Genomic DNA, 19123 nt, shown 5'->3' on the forward strand with positions numbered 1-19123 from the left:
AAGCCTGTTTTAAGCGATTTGCCCGGCGCGAATAGCGTTGACTTGATCTCTGTCAGTTGCTCTGTGGCATTTCCCCGCGGGCCAGGCGGGCGTTGATGTCGCTGATCACCGCCGGCAGGTCGGTGATGGTGTCAATCAGGTAGTGCGGGCGCGAGCCTTCGAACATCGCCTCGATGCGTTTGCGCTCGCTGGCCAGTGTGGCCGCGTCCAGGGCGCGAAATTGCTCATAGGTCAGGCCCAAGGCATTGCCGGAACAGGTCAGGGCCACCGTCCACATCCCGGCGCGGCGACCTTCGAGGATGCCCGGCACGGTGTCGTCGACCTTCACACACGCGGCGACATCATCGATCCCCAGCGCGATCACGTTAGCCAGGGCCTGGGCCGGCCATGGGCGACCATTGGGCACTTCGTCGGTGGCCACCACATGGTCGGCGATGTAGCCGTTGGTGGCGGCCAGGGCAACCACCTTGTCCATGACTTGCTTGGGGTAGCCGGAGCAGGAGCCGACCTTGATGCCTTGCACGCGCAGCCGGGCGATGGTGTCGAGGGCGCCGGGAATCAGCGCCGAGTGTTCGGCGATCTTCTCGATCTGCAACGGCATGAAGCGCTGGTAGATGGCGGTCACGTCGTCATCGGTGGGCGTGCGGCCGAAGGCCTTGCGGTAGCGTTCGGCAACCTGTGGTTGATCGCAGAGGGTGCGGATGTGGTCCCACTTGCCCATGCCCATCGGGCCACGGGCTTCTTCGATGGAGACTTGCACGTCGAACTCGGCGAAGGCCTCGACGAAGATTTGCGTGGGGGCAAACGAGCCGAAATCGACCACGGTGCCGGCCCAATCAAGGATAACGGCCTGGAGGGTGTTGGGGTTTTGATACTGCATGGTTCAGATCCTATCGGTAAAAGGGGGAATCAAATGTCCAACACTTCCATGGCGTGCAGCACCTCGGCGATCGCCTTGACCGCTGCCCGCATGCCTGCCGCGTCGACATCGCCGATGCAGCCCACGCGGAAGGTCTCCACCTGGGTCAGCTTGCCTGGATACAGAATGAAACCCTTGGCCTTAACCCGTTCGTAAAAGTCCTTGAACTGGTAGCGCGGGTCTTGCGGCGCATGGAAGGTGACGATGATCGGCGCCTGGATGGCGGCCGGCAGGAAGCTGCACACGCCCAGTTCGGCCATGCCGTCGAGCAGCGCCTGACAGTTGCTGGCGTAGCGTTTATGCCGCGCGGGCAGGCCGCCTTCTTCCTGGTATTGCAGCAGCGCTTCGTGCAGGGCGGCGACCACATGGGTCGGCGGCGTGAAGCGCCATTGGCCGGTCTTGGCCATGTAGCTGTGCTGGTCGAACAGGTCCATTGCCAGGGAGTGGCAGTTGCCTTGGGCGGCGGCCAGCGCTTGTTTGTCGGCGAAGACGAACCCCATGCCCGGCACGCCCTCCAGGCACTTGCCGGAGGCGGCGACCAGCGCGTCGAACGGGACTTCGCGGGCATCGATCGGCAGCGCGCCGAAGGAACTCATGGCGTCGATGATCAGGCGTTTGCCGTGGGTTTTAACGACCTGGGCGATCTCCGGCAGCGGGTTGAGAATGCCGGTGCTGGTTTCGCAGTGGATCAGGGCGACGTGGGTGATGGCCGGGTCGGCCTGTAGCAGGCGGTCCACATCGGCAGCGGTGGTCGGTTCGTCCTCGGCGGTTTCAAAGGTGCTGAAGGCGCGGCCCAGTACTTCGCAGATTTTCGCCAGGCGCTTGCCATAGGCGCCGTTGATCAGCACCAGCACCTTGCCGTCGCGCGGGACCAGCGTGCCGATGGCCGCTTCGACGGCGAAGGTGCCGCTGCCTTGCAATGGCACGCAGTGGTGGCTGTCGACGCCATCGATGATCGCCAGCAATTGTTCGCAGACGCTGGCGGTGAGTTGGTTGAAGCGGTCGTCCCATGAACCCCAGTCCACCATCATGGCCTGGCGGGTGCGGGCGGATGTGGTCAGCGGGCCGGGCGTGAGCAGGAGGGGCGCGGTCATTGCAAATCCTCGTAAAGCCGTTGAGTCAAGCTACGGCGCCTAAATTGCAGTTTGGCTTGTCATCAATCAAATTGTTTGTTTTTATGCGAGCTATCAGTGAGGCCGATAGCCATGAACCTGTTCCAACTGCGTGCATTCGATGCCGTGGCCCGTGAGGGCAGCTTTACCCGCGCGGCGGCGCGGTTGTTTATCAGCCAGCCGGCGGTGACCGGACACATCAAGGCCCTTGAAGAGCATTACCAGATCCCGTTGCTGCGCCGCACCGCGCGACGTGTCGAGTTGACGGAAGAGGGCGCACGCCTCGCGGCGATCACCCGGGCGATCTTTGGCCTGGTGGATGAAGCTCAGACCCTGCTGGAGGCCAACCGCCAATTGCTCACCGGGCGCCTGGAAGTGGCGGCTGACGGACCGCACCTGGTGATGCCGATGATCGCCAGCCTGCGTGCGCGTTACCCTGGGATCACCGTGAACCTGCGCCTGGGCAATGCCCAGGAAACCCTGGCCGCACTGTTGTCCGAACATGCGGACGTGGCGGTGCTGACCGAGGTGGAACCGCGCAATGGTTTGCACCTGCAACCCTTGAGCGAGTCGCGTATCTGCGCATTGGTGCCGGCGGGCCATGCGTGGGCCACGTCGGCGGCAGGTATCCGCCTGGAGCAGTTGCATGAGGTGATCATGGTGCTGCGCGAGCCCAGTTCCATCACTCGTCGCACCTTTGACAACGCCTGCGTGGCGGCGGGTGTGCAGCCCAAGGTGCTGCTGGAATTGGACAGTCGCGAGGCGGTCAGCGAGGCCGTCGCCGCCGCGTTGGGGGTTGGGGTGGTGTCGTCGATGGAGGTCAGCCCGGACCCACGGGTGCAAGCGATTCCCCTGCACGCTGATGGGCTGGTCAATCGGCACATGCTCGGTTGCCTGGAGCGGCGCCGCTCGTTGCGCCTGATCCAGGCCTTTTTCGCGTTGACGCCCTGATCGGTTTTTGGTGGAACGATGTGTTCTTGCGCTATAAACTCTGCCCCCAAAGCGCCGGCCAGTAGACGTTTCGGCGCGATGGACGAATAGAGAGTGAGTCATGGGCGCACAGTGGAAAGTCAAACATAAAGAAGCGGCATCCAATGCCAAGGGCAAGATCTTCGGCAAGCTGGTGAAAGAAATCACCATCGCCGCCCGCAACGGTGCCGACACCGCGACCAACGCCCACTTGCGTCTGGTGGTGGAACAGGCCAAAAAGGCCTCGATGCCCAAGGAAACCCTGGAACGCGCCATCAAGAAAGGCGCCGGTCTGCTCGGCGAAACCGTGCAGTACCACCGCGTGACCTATGAAGGGTTCGCCCCGCATCAGGTGCCGCTGATCGTTGAGTGCGTGACCGACAACATCAACCGCACCGTGGCGGAAATCCGCGTAGCGTTCCGCAAGGGCCAACTCGGTGCCTCTGGTTCCGTGGCCTGGGATTTCAACCACGTCGGCCTGATCGAAGCCTCGCCGGACAGCCCGGACGCCGACCCGGAAATGGCCGCTATCGAAGCCGGCGCACAGGATTTTGAAGACGGCGAAGAAGAGGGCACCACCCTGTTCATCACTGAGACCACCGACCTCGATGCCGTACAGAAAGCCTTGCCTGAGCAGGGTTTCACCGTGCTGTCGGCCAAGCTGGGTTATATCTCGAAGAACCCGGTGAGCGGTTTGAGCGATGAGCAGATGGCGGAAGTGGAAGCCTTCCTGGAAGGCTTGGACAACCACGATGACGTGCAGGATATGTTCGTCGGCCTGGCTGGCTGAAACACGGTAAAAAATGTGGGAGGGGGCTTGCCCCCGATGGCGGTGTGTCAGTCGATTCCTCAGGTGACTGATTCAGCACCATCGGGGCCTCGGTATCTACACCATTCTGGGTATGGCGTCGGACCTGTGGCGAGGGAGCTTGCTCCCGCTGGCGGCCTGGCAGACGAGCGCCATCTAACGGTTAGACCGCGATCCAAATGTGGGAGGGGGCTTGCCCCCGATAGCGGTGTGTCAGTCGATTCCTCAGGTGACTGGTTCAGCGCCATCGGGGCCTCGGTATCTACACAATTCTGGGTATGGCGCTGGACCTATGGCGAGGGAGCTTGCTCCCGCCGGCGGCCTGGCAGACGAGCGCCATCTAACGGTTAGACCTCGATCCAAATGTGGGAGGGGGCTTGCCCCCGATAGCGGTGTGTCAGTCGATTCATCAGGTGACTGATTCAGCGCCATCGGGGCCTCGGTATCTACACCACTCTGTGTATGGCGCTGGACCTGTGGCGAGGGAGCTTGCTCCCGTTGGCGGCCTGGTAGACGAGCGCCATCTAACGGTTAGACCTCGATCCAAATGTGGGAGGGGGCTTGCCCCCGATAGCGGTGTGTCAGTCGATTCATCAGGTGACTGATTCAGCGCCATCGGGGCCTCGGTATCTACACCACTCTGTGTATGGCGCTGGACCTGTGGCGAGGGAGCTTGCTCCCGTTGGCGGCCTGGTAGACGATCAGGATGTTGGATCAGACCGGGTACATATCCGTTATTTAGGTAACGGCCGCTATGGGTTCCGCCCCTACGGCGGCTCACTTTTGAAAAGCGCAAAAGTAAGCAAAACGCTCTTGCCCCAACACTCGGCACCTCGCTCACGCTCGGTGTGCCCGTAATCCGACAGGTATTTGGGGGGCCGCCGCCACGCGCCATCCATGGCGCGGGGCGGCTAAACCGGCATCCCTGCCGGTTTACCCCCCCAAATCCCTGTCGAATTCCGGCCAGCGTGTTTGACGGTGCGCCTGAGATCAAAAGCGAGATCAAGATCACGATCAAGAGCGGCTCGCTTCGCATCGTGGTTACGCTCTATGCGCCGACAGCGGTCTGTCAGTCAGCTTGGTTGTAGCTGACCCGCCGACATCGCAGGTAAGCCAGCTCCCCCATTTGGATTGGGTTTCAGCCCCGGTTCAGCAGTAATTCGATTTCATCGAACCCCGGCCGCGCCAATACATCGGGCTGACAGCAGCTTATTTGCAGCGCGACCAGTCCATCACTCACCTGATCCTCAACCCGCTCCAACAACTCCCCCAGCAACACGCCGAACGCCCGCACTTCAATACGCTGCAACGCTTTGGTCTCCAGGGTTTCCGCCGTGGCATGGAACGACGCCGCGCCAAAATCCCCCAGCAGGCAGTCCCCCGCTTCATTCCAGAGGATATTGTGGCCATACAGGTCGCCATGGGTGATGCCATGCCGATGCAGATGCGCGCCTACCGACGCGACCCCGCGTGCCATGCGCAGCGCCACTTCAAGGCTGAAGCAAGCGCCCGTTTCGTAGATATCGCGTGTGCACGAGGCCAGGCTCGGCAAGGCCGCGAGGTTGCGGTAGCTCGGGTCGATCAGCTCCATCACCAGTGCGGCCTGGTCGTCAGGGTGGCCGACAACGCGGCCCTCGACCTTGATCAGGTTGGGGTGCAAGCCGGCGGCAATGCAGGCCTGCATTTCGTGCAGCGGCGAGCCATCACTGGTGATGCTGCCTTTATACAGTTTGACGGCGACGGCTTTGCCCGACGGTCTCCACAGCGCTTTACGGATGACGCCGGAAGCGCCTTCGCCGAGGACTTCGGCCAGTGCCAGGTCGGACCAGGGAATATTCGCGGTAGTCTCATCGCCCGCCACCTCGACGGCCATTTCCACCGGGTTACCGGCATAGGCCAGCCAGGTCAGGCTGGGCAGCGTCAGCAGCCACTGCGGTAACCGGGTGAAGCGGTTGGAGGCAATGCGGAGTAATTCGAGGTTGTGGCAGTTGGCCAGGCTTTCCGGCAGGTGCGTCAGCTCGTTGCCGGCCAGCATCAGCTTTTGCAGGAGTGGCCGTTCGCCCAATTCACTCGGCAACTGGCTGATGCGGTTATCGGTCAGGATCAGCCAGCGCAGCAGGGGCGGCAATGCGGCGGCGGGCACGTGGCTGATCCGGTTGGCCTTGAAGCCGATCATGCTCAGCTTGGCGCACTGGCCCAGGCTGGCCGGCAGCTCGGTGAACAGGTTGTCCGAGCAGAACAGCACGCGCAGGTGCGGCAGGCGGTGCAGGTCGTCGGGCAGGCGGCTCAGGGCGTTACCGCTGAGGTTGAGGATTTCCAGGGAGTCGGCCAGTTCGAAGATTTCCCGGGGGAATTCGGTCAGCCCGCAGGACAGGTCCAGGCGCGTGATGCCGGCCAATTGGCCGGCCTTGAGTTGGGCGAGGGTATTCATGAACGGCGCGGTCACTCGGCAAGAAGGCGTAAATGGCGCTCATGATACCGGGTCGGGCACCGGTTGCGGGCAGGTCTGTTGCAACTGCCCGAGACGGCTGGCAGTACGGGCGAGGTCGATGGCCTGGCCGCCCAAGGCGATGTCGAGGGGCTGCTCACCGATAAGCACCAGGTGCTTGTCCCGGTCGTAGAGCACGTCCACCAAGTTGATAAACCGCTGTTGCACGGCAATCGGACACTCCGCCAGTTGAGGCAGGCCGTCGATGACCCAGTGATCGTAGTCCTGGCACAGCAGCAGGTAGTCCATGACCGCCGTGAGTTGTTCGCACAGGTCGTTGAACGTGAAGGCAACGCTGCGTCCCGCGTGGCGCCGGCACATCAAGGTCCGGTGGCCGACGGCCAAGGGCAGGGGCGGGCAGTCCGCAGCGGGCAGATCAAGTGCTGCACGCTGGCTTGCGGTTCCCGGCCATACGTACTGACCGCTGGTAAAACGTTGCGCGCTCTGCGCCTGGGGCAGGCTGCGAAAGTCCTGCGGCGAGCTGACCTCCAGCACCTCCATGCGCGCGTCGATCAGGTCGATCACCGGCTTGAATCGCTCGTGGTACAAGGGGTTGGGCAGCAAGCCCTGCGGCGCATAGTTGGACGTCACCAGCACCAGCACACCGCGCTCGAACAAGGCCTTGAACAGCCGCGTGATCAGCATGGCATCGCCGATATCGTGGACGTGGAATTCGTCGAAACACAGCACCTGGCAATCTGCCAGCCGTTCATCGAGGGCCACGGCCAGGGCATCGTCCTGCTCACGGTGGGTGAACATGTCGCGATGCAGTTGGGCGAAAAAGTCATGGAAGTGCACGCGCTGCTTCTGCGCAATCGGCAACGCCTGGAAAAAACCGTCCAGCAGCCAGCTTTTGCCGCGCCCCACCGGTCCGTGCAGGTACAGGCTGCGGGCGGGTTGGCCGGCGAGCAAGTGCTGGGTTTCCCGGGCCAATGCTGCAATGGCTCGGGTTTGACCGGTGCTGAGGGTGTAACCCTGTTGTTCGGCCTTTTGCTGAAAGAACGCGGGGATGGGCGAGGCGTCGAGGGGGGCGGTGTGTTTACCGAGCAGGCGACGGATCAAGGAAAGCGCGGCCAATGCAAGTCACTCTATAGTTCAGTGGTTGCTCACTTTAGGGCGCTCGCCGCGTTTTGACCAATAGAGAAGGGCGTTGCCCGCTATCTCGAAAAAGCCTGTCACGAAGGTAATCCTGTCCAGACTGGCAGTTTCTCGCTGAGTGTCTAACCTCCTACAAAGGAGTAATTCCTGTACAAGGATTTGGGGCAGTGAAGGGACGAGCAGTATTGGCAGTCATGGGCGCGATGCTCTGCAGCACGGCTTACGGCGCACAACTCCAGGTGGAGGTGCGTATCGACGTGCAGCGGGGCTGTCAGTTGGTGGGTACCACCCGCGAGGCTGGCATCGAGCAACTGGGTATCTTGGATTTCGGCAGCGGCCCGCGTCTCAACGACCCGGCAGGGCCCTTGAGTGCGGCGTTGATCAGCCAGCGCCAGCCGCGCCTGGAGTGCAACCCCGACACGCCGTATCAAGTGCGCGTGGACGGTGGCCTGCATGGCGGCACCGGTGAAGTGCGCTACCTGAGCGCCACCCCTTCGACCCAACCCATTCCCTATCGCCTGTATGCCGACGCCGCGCGGCGCGTGCCGTTGCCGGTGGACGTGCCGCTGAGCGGCCGGGTGCCGGACGCAGGCTTTGTTGACCTGCCGCTTTACGGCCGCATTGAACCGCTCAAAGACATCCCCGCCGTCGGCCGCTACACCGACCTGCTCAAGGTGACGGTGACATGGTAAGCCGCTGTATGGCCCTGGTGGTCATGGGCGGTCTGCTGGTGCTGGCGGATGACGCGCAGGCGGCTGCCGCCACCGGGCTGATCCAGGCGCGGCTGGTGATCACCGCCAGTTGCGAAGTGAGCAAAGGGGTTGAAAGCGCGCCGGTCAACCCCACGGGCGGCACGGCGATGCTCGACTTCGGCAGCCAAGGGCCGACCTGGAGCAACCCGCTGGGCGCTGGCGTCACCGCGGGCGACAAGGCGCCACTGGCGGTGTCGTGCAACCCCTCGGTCTCGAGCTTCACCGTGACCATCGACGGCGGTACCAACGGCGATGGCACCACCCGGCGCCTGAGCAATGGGCGCCAGATGATTCCTTATCGCCTGTCCGCCGACCCGCAGGGTCACAGCACCTACAGCATCGGGCAGCAACACAATTTTGTCGTGGCCAAGGGCACCCAGATACCGATCCCGGTGTTTGGCTCCGTGGTCGCCAATACCAGTGCCTTACCGGCAGGGATCTACACCGACACGTTGACGGTGACACTGGACTGGTAACTCAAGAGGATGGAAACCATGTATGTACTTGTTTCTCGATTAGGCGTTTGCGCGCTGGGCCTAGCGATGGCCTCCAGCCTCAACGCGGCAACCACGGTGACCGGGCAGATCACGTCCAGCCTGATATTGATCTCCAGCTGTCAGGTCAACGGCTCTGGAGCGGCCACCGGCCTGAACTTCGGTAGCTTGAACTTCGGCACCACCAACAGCCTGTTCACCAACGCCGATGCGCAGTTGCTCGGCGGTACCGGTACGGGTGGCGGATTGTCGATCCTGTGTTCCAGTGGCACCACGCCAGCCGTCAAGGTGCGCGCCGGTGCGCATGACGGCGCTTCCCCAGGCGGCAGCCGTGCGCTGGCCGACGGTGCGGGCAACTTCGTGCCTTACGACTTCTACACCGACAGCGGCCACTCCGCGTTGTTGGCGATCGACGGCGTGATCACCCTCGCCGCCAGTACCGGCGTGGCGCAGACCGTCAGCCTCTACGGTCGGGCGGTGGGCAAGGCGGGGCTGCCGGCAGGCACCTACACCGACACCGTGGCCGTGGAACTGACGTTCTAGCGATGTGGTTCAGAGCGTTGCTGGTCTGTGCACTGGCGGTGCCGCTGCCGTTATCGGCGGTGACCAGCCAGAGCTTCCAGGTGAGCGCGACCATCACCCCTGGCTGCCTGATTGTGGGCGGGAGCTCCAATTACGGCGCGCTGACCTACGGCAGTCATTCGGCCCTGGCGACCAGCACCGTCACGGCGGCGCTGACAGCGGGCGTCACGTTGCAATGCACGCCGGGGGTGGCGCTGAGCATGAGCGTCGACGGCGGGCTGCACAGCAGCACCGGGCGCAATTTGCAGCTCAACAGCGGCAGTGCGCGGGTGGCGTATCAGTTATTTCGGGATGCGGCGTTCAGCCAGAGCCTGGGGATCGGCCAGAGCGTCAACGTGGCTTACAGCGATGCGAACACCATCAGCCTGCCGATCTACGGGCGGGTGCAATTGCCGGGCAATCAGCCTGGGGGGACGTACAGCGACACGCTGCAAGTGCAGCTGACGTGGTAAGGCTATTGGTATAAGGAGTGGGGTTATGCGTTCACCTTCCCGGCGGCTATGGGCCGCGGGTCTTGCCTTGAGTGCCGCGTGCACGGCAGGGCTAGTGCAAGCGGCCAGCTCGGTGCTGATCTGGCCCATCGATCCGGTGCTGGAGGCCGATCAACAGGCCAGCGCACTGTGGCTGGAAAACCGTGGGACCGAAACCGCGAGCTTGCAGATTCGCGTCTTTGCCTGGAGCCAGAGCGGCTTCGACGAGCAATACCAAAACCAGCGCGAGGTGATCGGCAGCCCTCCCGTAGCGCGGATCGAGCCGGGGCAGAAACAACTGGTACGCCTGACCCGTACCCGTGAAGTGCCGCCTGGGCAAGAGTTGGCCTACCGCATCATCATCGATGAAATCCCTTCACCCTTGCAGGTACCCACGCCGCCGGAAGGCAAGAACACGGCAGCGGCGATCCGCTTTCAGATGCGTTATTCGGTGCCGCTGTTTGCCTACGGCGCGGGCCTGTGGAGCAAGGACGACAGCACGCGCCAGCGCGACCCCAAGGGCGCCGGCAAACCGGAGCTGAGCTGGCACAAGGTCACGGTGGCAGGGCGCAACTACATCGAAGTGCGCAACCAGGGCGCCGTGCATGCGCGCCTCACCGATGCGTCATTCAAGCAGGGTGGGCAGACGCGGCCGTTGGTGGACGGCCTGTTGGGCTACGTACTGCCGGGCGCAACCATGCGCTGGCCGGTGCCGGATACGTTGTCGGCCGACCAGCCGCTGCAGGTCAGGATCAACGGTGCGCCGCAATTGGAGAACCTGGCGCCGAAGCGATAACCGCAGGGTAGCGGGGCTGGGAAGCCCCGGGTTTTAAACGGATGGAGATGTCCATTGAAGGACACAACGCCATGATGAGTCGTGGTCTGGCTCGTGGTATATGGCTGTCGGTGGTAAGCGGGCTGGGCGGCGCAATAATTGCGCTTCCGGGCGTGGCTGGCGACCTGCCACCGCCCCCGAGCAGTATGGAGGCTGTCGCCGATGCACAGTTGTTTCTGGAGTTGGTGGTCAACCAGATGGACACCGGCCGTGTTATTGCGGTCGATCAACGGGCCGGGCAACTCTACGTGCCGGCCAGTGCGCTGCAGGATGTGGGCATGAAGCTGCCCGGTGAACCGAGTGGCAGTGTGGCGCTGGACCAGATCCCCGGCCTGCACAGCGAGTACGACAGCCATGGACAGCGCCTGTTGCTGGATGTGCCACCGTCGTGGCTGCAGGCGCAATTCATCGGCAACCGCAACACCTATCCGCGTACCCAGGCGATGAGCAGCTTCGGCGCCTTGCTCAACTATGACCTGTATTTCAACGACACCGACGAAGGCGGCAGCTACCTCGCCGCCTGGAACGAAGTGCGGCTGTTCGACAACTGGGGCACCTTGTCCAATACCGGTCAGTACCGCCAGACCCTGGCCGATGGGGTCGGCAGCAGTACGCTCAACAACGGCTACCGGCGCTACGACACCACCTGGCGTTTCTCCGATGATGAGCAGCTGCTGACCTACGAGGCCGGTGACGTGATCAGCGGCGCCTTGCCTTGGAGCAGTTCGGTGCGCCTGGGCGGCGTGCAACTGTCGCGGGACTTTGCGGTGCGCCCGGACCTGGTGACCTATCCTTTGCCGCAATTTGCCGGTGAGGCTGCGGTGCCATCGTCGGTGGACCTGTTTATCAACGGCTACAAGTCCGACAGCGCACTGCTGCAACCAGGGCCTTACACGCTGACCAATGTGCCGTTTATCAACGGAGCGGGCGAAGCCGTGGTGGTGACCACCGACGCCCTGGGTCGCCAGGTCTCGACCACCGTGCCGTTCTATGTGACCAGCACGTTGCTGCAACAGGGTCTGACGGATTTCTCGGTGGCCGCCGGTACCTTGCGCCGGGAGTACGCCCTGAAGGATTTTGCCTATGGTTCGGGTGTGGCCAGCGGCACCTTTCGTTATGGGTATTCCGACAACCTGACCTTGGAAACCCATGCCGAAGCGTCCAGCGACCTGACCCTGGGCGGCCTGGGCGGCAACCTGCGGCTGGGCAACTTCGGCGTGCTCAACACGGCCGTCAGTCAAAGCCAGTTTGAAGGCCGCACCGGCCAGCAACTGAGCCTGGGGTATCAGTACAACAGCACGCGCTACAGCCTGTCCTATCAGCGGGTGGAGCGACACGAAGCGTACGCCGACCTGACCCTGGTCGACACGCCTTACGCCAGCCTCAGCAAGCGCAGCGAGCAGGTAACCCTGAGCCTCAACCTTGAGCGTTTCGGCAGCCTGGGTGTGGGGTATTTCGACGTGCAGGCGGCGGACGATTCGCGCACGCGCCTGCTCAACCTGAGCTGGAGCAAACCGCTGTGGCGCAACACCAGTTTCTACCTGTCGGCCAACCGTGAGATCGGCGACAGCAATTGGGCGATGCAGGCGCAACTTGTGATTCCGTTTGATCTCAACGGCAGCCTGGCCCTGAGCACCGAGCGCAGCAAGGAGGGCGCCAGCCGCCAGCGCCTCAACTACAGCCACGCGGTGCCCAGCGAAGGCGGGGTAGGCTACAACCTCGGTTATGCCCAGGGCGCTGGCCCGGCGTACCGGCAGGCCGACCTGACGTGGCGTTTGCAATCGGTGCAGTTGCAGGCTGGCGTATACGGCAGCAGCGATGCCGAGACGCGTTGGGCGGATGCCAGCGGCTCGCTGGTGTGGATGGGCGGCGACGCCTTTGCCGCCAACCGCATCAACGATGCCTTTGTGGTGGTGAGTACCCAGGGGTTCGCCGGGATTCCGGTGCGCTACGAGAACCAGTTGGTGGGCGAAACCGACCGTAACGGCCATCTTCTGGTGCCGTGGAGCAGCGCGTATTACCGCGCCAAGTATGAAATCGATCCGCTGAACCTGCCGCTCAACGTGCAGAGCCCGAATGTGGAACAGCGTGTGTCGGTGCGGCGTGGCAGCGGTTACCTGCTGGAGTTTCCATTGCGCCGGGTACTCGCGGCCAGCGTCACCCTGGTGGACACCCAGCATCAGGAGTTGCCCCTGGGCAGCCTGGTGGTGCACGAGCAAAGCAACCAGCAGGCGGTGGTCGGCTGGGATGGCCTGGTGTACCTGGAAAATCTCTCGGGGCATAACACCCTGCACGTCACGCTGGGCGAAGGGCGTACCTGCCAGGCGCGGTTTGATATCGATGAGCAACAACAGGATGTGCCGCTGATCGGGCCGTTGGTATGCCAATGAGGGGAATGGGGTGGCTGTGTGTCGTGGGCGTAGTGTTTTCGGGCCAGGCCATGGCGCTGTGTTCGGTGGTGACCACGACGCCGGCGAGTTTCGGTTCGATCAGCTCAATGACGGTGCGCACGGCGGCGCAGGCCAGTTCGACGGCCAACGCAGGGTTGAGCTGCGCCTCGGCGTTGATTTCGCTGCTGGTGTCCTCCGACCACTTCTACGCGACGATCACCTCCTCCAACACCGGGATGGTCGGGCCAACCGGCGATGTCATCGGCTATACGATTTACGGCAGCAACAGCACCAGTTTCCCGATAACCAGAGGTACCCAATTTGAATTCGGTGGAGCCGGGGGCATTGCCCAAGGCATCGGTTTGATCGCGGGGCCTGGGACAAAAACCGTACCGCTGTACGTGAGCAGCATCACCGGCAGCAACGTTGCTGCGGGGTTGTACACCGAGACCTTGAACATTGCCTGGAACTGGAACTACTGCTCGGGGATCGGCATTGGAGGTATCTGCCTGGGCCGCGACATCGGCAGCGGCACGGCAGCGTTGACCGTGAGCATGACCGTCACCAATGACTGCCAGATCACCGCGCCCAATATCAGCTTTGGCAGCGCGCCGGTTGTCAGTGGGTTCTCCACCGTGACCGGGCAGACCAGCATTTCCTGCACCAAAGGCAGCGCCTACAGCGTCGGCCTGAGTGACGGCCAGAACCCGCTCAGCGTGGGCGGGCGACGGCGCATGGTGTCCGGCGGCAACTACCTGGCCTACGACATCTTCAAAAGCGCCGGGACCACCCGCTGGGGCAGCGTGGGCGCAGCGCGTCGCGACAGCTCCACCGCCGAAATCAACCCCGGCAACGGCCTGGGCACCGGTAGCCAGGTGTTCAACTACAACGCCAGGGTCTACACCGACCAGAACACGCCACCCGCGGGTACCTATCTCGACAACGTGGTACTCGACGTGGGCTTTTAGAACGTCTGCATCGGTGGTGTGGGCTGACCCACCGGGCTGACCACCGCATAGTTGTAGCCGGCGCCGGACCAGTATTGGGCCTGCAAGCCATCGGCACTGCGGCTGCCACGGGGCAGGAAGCCGTTTTCGGGACCCGGTGGACGGATGTAGAAACTGATGCGCCGCCCTTGCCGGTCTTCGTACAGCACCATGGCCGCCGCGCCTTGCTCGGTGGTGAGCAAGCGCCCGCTGACCGGCGTGAAGCCCGATGCGCTCAAGTCAGGCAGGCGGTGCGCCTGGTTGAAGTAGCGGTCGAGCCAGGCCTGCATCGTGCCGTCGCCCTGGACCTTGTAGTCGGCGGGCATGATGCCGTCCTGGGCAAACAAGCGGAACGCCTGCATCGCGTCGGCCATTGGCAGCAGGGGCGGTTGGGTGGCTTCACGGGCGTGCCAGCCGCCGAGGCCGCCGAGGCTGACGGCGATCAGCAGCACGGCTGCGGTGGCGAAGTGACGACGCGACTGGTGCTTGATGCGTTGGCGGATGAGCGCCGGGTCCAGGTCCGGGTTGGCCGGCTGTTGCAGCGCACCGCCCAATGCCGCGCGCAGCAACTGTGCATCGTGCTGCCAGGCGTGGACCTGAGCCGCAACGTCCGGGTGGGCGGCCAAATAGGTTTCAAGCACACGGCGATCACTCTCCAGCAGTTGATGATCGACGTAGGCATGCAAATCGCGTTCGCTGGGGGGCAGGCTGATCATTTGAGTCTCCGCAGGGAAGGGCTGGCAATTTCGCCATCACTGAGTTGACGCAGGGCTTGGCGTGCCCGCGACAGGCGCGACATCACGGTACCGATGGGCACCTCGAGGATCTCGGCGACCTCCTTGTAGCTCAAGCCTTCGACGGAGACCCACAGCAGCAGCGCGCGCTGCTCGGTGCTGAGTTGATCGAAGGCTTGCAGGGTCGACTGGGCGATCACCGTGCGTTCCACCGACGGTTGCACATCGTCGCGTCCGGTGAAGAACTCCAGCATGCGTGCGTAGCGCCGGGTGCGGCGGTGGGCATCGAGAAATTGTCGGTAGAGGATCGAGAACAGCCAGGCGCGCAAGTCGCCTTCGATGCGTTTATCGGCCCAACTGATGATCCCCCGCTCCAGGGTCGACTGCACCAGGTCGTCGGCGCTGCTGGCGTTACGGGTCAGGGACACGGCAAAGCGCCGTAGCCTGGGGATGAGTTCACGTAACTGTTCGTCGAGTTCATGCATGGGCGTCTGGCGGGTCACTACGCTGGGACTAGAGAGACGTGCGGCGTTGAAGGTTATTCCCTGTGTTGGGAAATAAATCCACGGCCCGGGAATAGAGCGGATCGGCGTTCGTCTTAATGCTCCGACCTTATGTTCACCCCTAAGGCCTTTGGCCCTGGAGTTCCTTCATGGTAGATCACTCATCACCGCCCCGTCCCCCGTTGAGCACTGCGAGCCTGATCGCGCGCCTGGCGGGTATCGGTGCCGTGGTTGCGGTTGTGGCGGGGGCATTTGCCTACGTCAATGGCACCCTCGACCCACAGCGCCTGCGCCCGAAAACCTTGGTCAACGCCCTGGAAACCAACAATGGCGTGCACCCCGGCTTCCGACGTAACCATGCCAAGGGCGTGTGCGTGGCGGGGTATTTCGAGAGCAGTGCCGAAGCCCGCGCCTACTCCAGCGCCCAGGTGTTCAGTGCGGCCAAGACCCCGCTGATCGGTCGGTTTGCGTTGCCCAGTGGCAACCCCTATGCGCCGGACAGCAGTGTACCGATCCGCAGTTTTGCCGTGCAATTCAGCCAGGCCAACGGCCAGCAGTGGCGCACCGGCATGAACAGCATGCCGGTGTTCCCGGTGGGCACGCCCGAGGCGTTCTACCAGATGCTCAAGGCCGGCGCACCGGAGCCCGCCACCGGCAAACCGAACCCGGCGAGTATGCCAGCGTTCTTTGCCGCCCATCCCGAGACCGCGTCGTTTCTGGCATGGGTCAAGACCGCCAAGCCTTCGGCCAGTTATGCGACCGAAACCTACAACGGTATCAACGCGTTTTACCTGGTGGGGGCCGATGGCAAGCGCCAGGCCGTGCGTTGGGGCGTCGTACCCCTGAGTCAAGACGCACCGGGCGATACCGCGCCAGCGGGGAGTGATTTCCTCGAGAAAGACCTGGTACAGCGCCTGTCTGCCGGGCCGCTGCGTTGGCAGTTAAGCATGACCCTGGCCAACCCCGGCGACCCGCTGGACGATGCGAGCAAGGCCTGGACCGGCGAGCATAAGGTCATTAACGCCGGCACCCTGGTCTTGCAAAGCAGCCAGCCGCAAGCGGACGGTGCTTGCCGTGATATCAACTTTGATCCGCTGATTTTGCCCAGTGGCATTGAAGCCTCCAATGACCCCCTGCTGGCGGCACGTTCGGCAGCGTACGCGAGCTCGTACCTGCGCCGTGCCGGTGAAGTCAGCCCGTTGCATAGCGCCCCTCAGGAGTCGAAGCCATGAATGCCCAACCCCGGTTTTTCGCCCCCTTGGCGCGTCTGTTGCACTGGCTGATGGCGCTGATGGTCATCGCCATGCTGTTTATCGGCGCGGGCCTGGCGGCTTCGGTGTCGGAGCGGCATGAGTGGTTGATTCACCTGCACAAGCCGCTGGGTATTGCGATTCTGGCGTTGGTGATCGTGCGGTTGGTGGTGCGTTTTTCCACTCGCCAACCGCCGTTGCCAGCCGACTTGCCGCTGTGGCAAGTGCTGGCGGCCAAGGCGTCCCACCTGGTGCTGTATGCCTTGATGCTGGTGCTGCCGCTGCTGGGTTGGGCAATGATTTCGGCGGCCGGCGACCCGGTGATGCTCAGCAGTTCGGTGCAGTTGCCGGCGCTGGTGGGGGCGAATGCGCCGCTGTTCGCGGTGCTGCGCAAGGCCCACGGGTTTCTCGCCTACCTGTTGTTCCTGACGGTGCTCTTGCACCTGGCGGCGGCGCTGTTCCATGGGTTGGTCCGACGCGATGGCGTACTGCAAAGCATGACCGGCTCCAAACACTAACCCTGTAGTGAGCGAGCTTGCTCGCGCTGGGCTGCGAAGCAGCCCAAAATAGGCCCAGCCGATGCCTCTGAAGCATCGCCGCGCCAGGATTGGGGCCGCTAAGCAGCCCCGCGCAAGCAAGCCACAACCTCAGCGCAGGACGTCGACGATATCAGCGACCGTACTCAACACGTCCTTGCCCAACTGCATCGAGCGTTTGCCTGACCAGCCGGTGTGCAGGTCGGGCGCGTCGTCGTTATCCTTGAATGGCATTTCCAGGGTCAGCGACAGGCAGTCGTATTGTTGGCCTACCGCGTTGCAAGCCAGGGTCATGTTGGCTTCGCCCGGCAGGTCGCGGGTGTAGCCGTAGGTGGTCTGGAAGTCGCGGGTCAGCGCGCTCAGGTGGCCGCGGAAGTGTTTTTCCAACGCCTCGATGCGCGGGGTATAACCGGGGTTACCCTCGCAGCCCGCGGTGAACACGTAGGGAATTTCCTCGTCACCGTGGATATCGAGGAACAGGTCGACGCCGTACGTTTCCATTTGCTGCTGTACGAACAGCACTTCCGGGCTGATCTCCTGGCTGGCGCTCTGCCAGGCACGGTTAAGGTCCTGGCCCATGGCGTTGGTGCGCAGGTGACCGTGGAAGGCGCCGTCCGGGTTCATGTTGGGCACCAGGTACAGGTCGGCGACTTTCAGCAGTTTTTTCAGCTCGGCGTCACCGTCCTGCTGCAGGCGTTCGATGATGCCCTCCATAAACCATTCGGCCATGTGCTCGCCAGGATGCTGTTGGGCGATGATCCAGATCTTGCGGCGGCCTTCGCCGCCTTTGCCGCGACGTAGCAGTTGGATATCACGGCCTTCGACACTTTTACCGGTGGCCAGCAGCTTCGTGCCGGCACGGCTCAGGGCCTTGTCGATCAATGCGTCGTGGCGCTCGCGGCTGTAGGGCTCGAAGTAGGCAAACCAGGCGTGTTTCTCGCGGGTTTCGAGGCTGATGTGCAGGATTTCCCCATCAAAGCGCGAAGGCACCCGGAACCAGTTGATATGGTCGTAAGAGGCCACGGCGTTGTAGCCGCTCCACGCGTGCGGGTAGGAAGACTTGCTCGCGTTGCTCAGGCGGAACGTGTGGGTGTGGCCCACGTGCATGCCTTCGGCCTTGAAGTGGAACCACTGGAAGTGTGGGCTGCGCGTGTCGGGTTTGATTGCCAGCAACAACTGATAGGCATCGTGGGCATCCAGTACCTGGATATTGCCACTGTCGAAGTCGGTGCTGATTTTGATGGAGGTCAAGGCCACGGTCATAGTCTGGGTGCCTGAATATGAGTGTTGTGGCGCCATATTACACAGGAGTCTGGTAAAGGCTGGACGCAAAATTGTTGCTGGGGGAAGGGGGGGCGTCATCCGTGACGCCGCCGCAGCTTAGAATCTATGAGATTGATTCTCAAGCGCTATTTCGCAAAGATGTGAGCCAGAGCGCTCGACCGACTTTCTTTCGGCGATTGTCTTTTGCTACCATGCGCGCCATCGAGCAACACACAGTCTTCATTAGCCTGAAGCCATGCCGGGGAAACCGGCAAAAAAAAGACCCGGCCAAAGAGCCGGGTCAAAAACCGTGATTAGCCTGATGAGGAGATATTCCAAGAGTCCGACCTAAGGTCCCTTGGTCTATCGACTGATCTCGCGATCAGCTGAACCCAATAATAATCATTATCATTTGCAAGTCAAATGTTTTTATCCGTGAGATAGAAATATTTTTCTTCCGCGCCGGTTACCCGTTTGCCTGAGCCACTGGCACCTGCAACGACCGCTCCACCATCGCCTTCGCCATATCAATCAAATACACCACGGAAAACGCCAGGTCACGATGATTGCCCTGATGGCTGCTTGCTGATTCATAGGCGGTGGCCGCGGCGCTGCGCAGCAGGTCTGAAGCGTGTATCAGGGCTTCCTCCTGGCTGATGCCTGGCTTGAGGGTGAATAGGGCTCCATCCGGAAATGATTCCGAACTATCTTCTTTCAAGTAAAAATCCAGCGCGCGCTTGGCGGCACCGCTATGGCGCAGGTCATGCAGTTCAGTGTCTTCAGCGGTTTCAGGCAGGAAGTTGGGGCTGGTCGTCATGGGGGGGCGGTACTCCGGATGGGTGTCGAAAACCTTATGTCCGATGATAGTACGTATCGTATTTATGTCGTTTTATGGATTACTACAAACTGTTTATTGCCCTGAAAACTCCATGAC

19 protein-coding genes are annotated in these 19123 nt (G+C 62.6%); 11 read left to right on the forward strand and 8 right to left on the reverse strand.

Features of this window, described 5'->3' with window-relative positions; translation table 11 throughout:
- Positions 1-52 precede the first annotated feature (52 nt).
- Both phnX and QCBJ_RS02915 read right to left on the reverse strand, forming a co-directional pair.
- Positions 53-880, reverse strand: coding sequence for a phosphonoacetaldehyde hydrolase (gene phnX / locus QCBJ_RS02910; RefSeq protein ID WP_015884708.1), 828 nt, complete (start codon positions 878-880; stop codon positions 53-55).
- Positions 881-909: 29 nt separating this feature from the next.
- Entirely contained in the window at positions 910-2013 is a 1104-nt protein-coding gene (locus tag QCBJ_RS02915) for a 2-aminoethylphosphonate--pyruvate transaminase (RefSeq protein ID WP_102060101.1), read from the reverse strand.
- A gap of 111 nt (positions 2014-2124) precedes the next feature.
- Here QCBJ_RS02915 and QCBJ_RS02920 point away from each other — a divergent pair, with 111 nt between their 5' ends.
- The gene (locus tag QCBJ_RS02920; protein ID WP_046035630.1) at positions 2125-2982 is read left to right on the forward strand and encodes a LysR substrate-binding domain-containing protein; all 858 of its coding nucleotides are present in this window, start codon (positions 2125-2127) and stop codon (positions 2980-2982) included.
- A 100-nt stretch (positions 2983-3082) separates the two neighbouring features.
- Positions 3083-3790 (forward strand): YebC/PmpR family DNA-binding transcriptional regulator, encoded by a 708-nt coding sequence (locus QCBJ_RS02925; RefSeq protein WP_015884705.1) that lies wholly within the window; start codon positions 3083-3085, stop codon positions 3788-3790.
- Between the two features lie 1156 nt (positions 3791-4946).
- Here the strand turns inward: QCBJ_RS02925 and QCBJ_RS02930 are convergent.
- Together QCBJ_RS02930 and zapE are read right to left on the reverse strand one after the other, a co-directional pair.
- On the reverse strand, positions 4947-6239 hold the full coding sequence (locus QCBJ_RS02930) for a protein kinase (RefSeq protein ID WP_102060170.1): 1293 nt from the start codon (positions 6237-6239) through the stop codon (positions 4947-4949).
- A 39-nt stretch (positions 6240-6278) separates the two neighbouring features.
- Positions 6279-7373 (reverse strand): cell division protein ZapE, encoded by a 1095-nt coding sequence (gene zapE / locus QCBJ_RS02935; protein WP_102060102.1) that lies wholly within the window; start codon positions 7371-7373, stop codon positions 6279-6281.
- A 224-nt stretch (positions 7374-7597) separates the two neighbouring features.
- On the opposite strand from zapE, the gene QCBJ_RS02940 reads away from it, so the two are divergent.
- The 7 genes from QCBJ_RS02940 (at position 7598) to QCBJ_RS02970 (ending at position 13885) form a co-directional block, all read left to right on the forward strand.
- Positions 7598-8086, forward strand: a complete 489-nt coding sequence (locus tag QCBJ_RS02940) for a spore coat U domain-containing protein (RefSeq protein ID WP_175538050.1) — start codon at positions 7598-7600, stop codon at positions 8084-8086.
- Positions 8080-8622, forward strand: a complete 543-nt coding sequence (locus QCBJ_RS02945; protein ID WP_015884701.1) for a spore coat protein U domain-containing protein — start codon at positions 8080-8082, stop codon at positions 8620-8622. Before QCBJ_RS02940 ends, QCBJ_RS02945 begins: the two co-directional genes overlap by 7 nt.
- 18 nt (positions 8623-8640) lie before the next feature.
- Entirely contained in the window at positions 8641-9183 is a 543-nt protein-coding gene (locus tag QCBJ_RS02950) for a spore coat protein U domain-containing protein (RefSeq protein ID WP_102060103.1), read from the forward strand.
- 2 nt (positions 9184-9185) lie between these two features.
- Positions 9186-9674, forward strand: a complete 489-nt coding sequence (locus tag QCBJ_RS02955; RefSeq protein ID WP_102060104.1) for a spore coat U domain-containing protein — start codon at positions 9186-9188, stop codon at positions 9672-9674.
- Between the two features lie 25 nt (positions 9675-9699).
- Positions 9700-10488 carry a molecular chaperone gene (locus tag QCBJ_RS02960; RefSeq protein ID WP_012725023.1) on the forward strand — a complete coding sequence of 263 codons (789 nt, stop codon included), beginning with the start codon at positions 9700-9702 and terminating at the stop codon, positions 10486-10488.
- 71 nt (positions 10489-10559) lie between these two features.
- Positions 10560-12917: a fimbria/pilus outer membrane usher protein gene (locus QCBJ_RS02965; RefSeq protein ID WP_046036935.1), complete on the forward strand. Its 2358-nt coding sequence runs from the start codon at positions 10560-10562 to the stop codon at positions 12915-12917.
- A complete protein-coding gene (locus tag QCBJ_RS02970) occupies positions 12908-13885 on the forward strand; it encodes a spore coat U domain-containing protein (RefSeq protein ID WP_093541466.1) in 978 nt (325 codons plus the stop codon). Before QCBJ_RS02965 ends, QCBJ_RS02970 begins: the two co-directional genes overlap by 10 nt.
- Here QCBJ_RS02970 and QCBJ_RS02975 read toward each other — a convergent pair.
- The gene (locus QCBJ_RS02975; RefSeq protein WP_102060105.1) at positions 13882-14619 is read right to left on the reverse strand and encodes an anti-sigma factor; all 738 of its coding nucleotides are present in this window, start codon (positions 14617-14619) and stop codon (positions 13882-13884) included. The two genes, QCBJ_RS02970 and QCBJ_RS02975, sit on opposite strands and share 4 nt — an antisense overlap.
- Complete coding sequence (locus QCBJ_RS02980; RefSeq protein WP_043205560.1) at positions 14616-15122, reverse strand: sigma-70 family RNA polymerase sigma factor; 507 nt, start codon at positions 15120-15122, stop codon at positions 14616-14618. Before QCBJ_RS02980 ends, QCBJ_RS02975 begins: the two co-directional genes overlap by 4 nt.
- Positions 15123-15289: 167 nt before the next feature.
- Here QCBJ_RS02980 and QCBJ_RS02985 point away from each other — a divergent pair, with 167 nt between their 5' ends.
- The gene (locus QCBJ_RS02985) at positions 15290-16372 is read left to right on the forward strand and encodes a catalase family peroxidase (RefSeq protein WP_093541471.1); all 1083 of its coding nucleotides are present in this window, start codon (positions 15290-15292) and stop codon (positions 16370-16372) included.
- On the forward strand, positions 16369-16908 hold the full coding sequence (locus tag QCBJ_RS02990) for a cytochrome b (RefSeq protein ID WP_012725017.1): 540 nt from the start codon (positions 16369-16371) through the stop codon (positions 16906-16908). Before QCBJ_RS02985 ends, QCBJ_RS02990 begins: the two co-directional genes overlap by 4 nt.
- A 129-nt stretch (positions 16909-17037) precedes the next feature.
- On the opposite strand, the gene QCBJ_RS02995 is transcribed toward QCBJ_RS02990, so the two are convergent.
- Both QCBJ_RS02995 and QCBJ_RS03005 read right to left on the reverse strand, forming a co-directional pair.
- Positions 17038-18189 carry a M14-type cytosolic carboxypeptidase gene (locus QCBJ_RS02995; RefSeq protein WP_043205559.1) on the reverse strand — a complete coding sequence of 384 codons (1152 nt, stop codon included), beginning with the start codon at positions 18187-18189 and terminating at the stop codon, positions 17038-17040.
- A gap of 466 nt (positions 18190-18655) precedes the next feature.
- Positions 18656-19006 (reverse strand): DUF6124 family protein, encoded by a 351-nt coding sequence (locus tag QCBJ_RS03005; protein ID WP_046035556.1) that lies wholly within the window; start codon positions 19004-19006, stop codon positions 18656-18658.
- Between the last annotated feature and the right edge of the window lie 117 nt (positions 19007-19123).

The organism is Pseudomonas sp. QC2 (genome assembly GCF_002859085.1).
GTDB lineage: Bacteria > Pseudomonadota > Gammaproteobacteria > Pseudomonadales > Pseudomonadaceae > Aquipseudomonas > Aquipseudomonas petroselini.

What these genes read in the sequence shown, in the direction of transcription:
- phnX (WP_015884708.1), bottom strand. Translation starts at nt 880, where the DNA reads ATGCAGTATCAAAACCCCAACACCCTCCAGGCCGTTATCCTTGATTGG.
- QCBJ_RS02915 (WP_102060101.1), bottom strand. Translation starts at nt 2,013, where the DNA reads ATGACCGCGCCCCTCCTGCTCACGCCCGGCCCGCTGACCACATCCGCC.
- QCBJ_RS02920 (WP_046035630.1), top strand. Translation starts at nt 2,125, where the DNA reads ATGAACCTGTTCCAACTGCGTGCATTCGATGCCGTGGCCCGTGAGGGC.
- QCBJ_RS02925 (WP_015884705.1), top strand. Translation starts at nt 3,083, where the DNA reads ATGGGCGCACAGTGGAAAGTCAAACATAAAGAAGCGGCATCCAATGCC.
- QCBJ_RS02930 (WP_102060170.1), bottom strand. Translation starts at nt 6,239, where the DNA reads ATGAATACCCTCGCCCAACTCAAGGCCGGCCAATTGGCCGGCATCACG.
- QCBJ_RS02940 (WP_175538050.1), top strand. Translation starts at nt 7,598, where the DNA reads ATGCTCTGCAGCACGGCTTACGGCGCACAACTCCAGGTGGAGGTGCGT.
- QCBJ_RS02945 (WP_015884701.1), top strand. Translation starts at nt 8,080, where the DNA reads ATGGTAAGCCGCTGTATGGCCCTGGTGGTCATGGGCGGTCTGCTGGTG.
- QCBJ_RS02950 (WP_102060103.1), top strand. Translation starts at nt 8,641, where the DNA reads ATGTATGTACTTGTTTCTCGATTAGGCGTTTGCGCGCTGGGCCTAGCG.
- QCBJ_RS02955 (WP_102060104.1), top strand. Translation starts at nt 9,186, where the DNA reads ATGTGGTTCAGAGCGTTGCTGGTCTGTGCACTGGCGGTGCCGCTGCCG.
- QCBJ_RS02960 (WP_012725023.1), top strand. Translation starts at nt 9,700, where the DNA reads ATGCGTTCACCTTCCCGGCGGCTATGGGCCGCGGGTCTTGCCTTGAGT.
- QCBJ_RS02965 (WP_046036935.1), top strand. Translation starts at nt 10,560, where the DNA reads ATGATGAGTCGTGGTCTGGCTCGTGGTATATGGCTGTCGGTGGTAAGC.
- QCBJ_RS02970 (WP_093541466.1), top strand. Translation starts at nt 12,908, where the DNA reads ATGCCAATGAGGGGAATGGGGTGGCTGTGTGTCGTGGGCGTAGTGTTT.
- QCBJ_RS02975 (WP_102060105.1), bottom strand. Translation starts at nt 14,619, where the DNA reads ATGATCAGCCTGCCCCCCAGCGAACGCGATTTGCATGCCTACGTCGAT.
- QCBJ_RS02980 (WP_043205560.1), bottom strand. Translation starts at nt 15,122, where the DNA reads ATGCATGAACTCGACGAACAGTTACGTGAACTCATCCCCAGGCTACGG.
- QCBJ_RS02985 (WP_093541471.1), top strand. Translation starts at nt 15,290, where the DNA reads ATGGTAGATCACTCATCACCGCCCCGTCCCCCGTTGAGCACTGCGAGC.
- QCBJ_RS02990 (WP_012725017.1), top strand. Translation starts at nt 16,369, where the DNA reads ATGAATGCCCAACCCCGGTTTTTCGCCCCCTTGGCGCGTCTGTTGCAC.
- QCBJ_RS02995 (WP_043205559.1), bottom strand. Translation starts at nt 18,189, where the DNA reads ATGACCGTGGCCTTGACCTCCATCAAAATCAGCACCGACTTCGACAGT.
- QCBJ_RS03005 (WP_046035556.1), bottom strand. Translation starts at nt 19,006, where the DNA reads ATGACGACCAGCCCCAACTTCCTGCCTGAAACCGCTGAAGACACTGAA.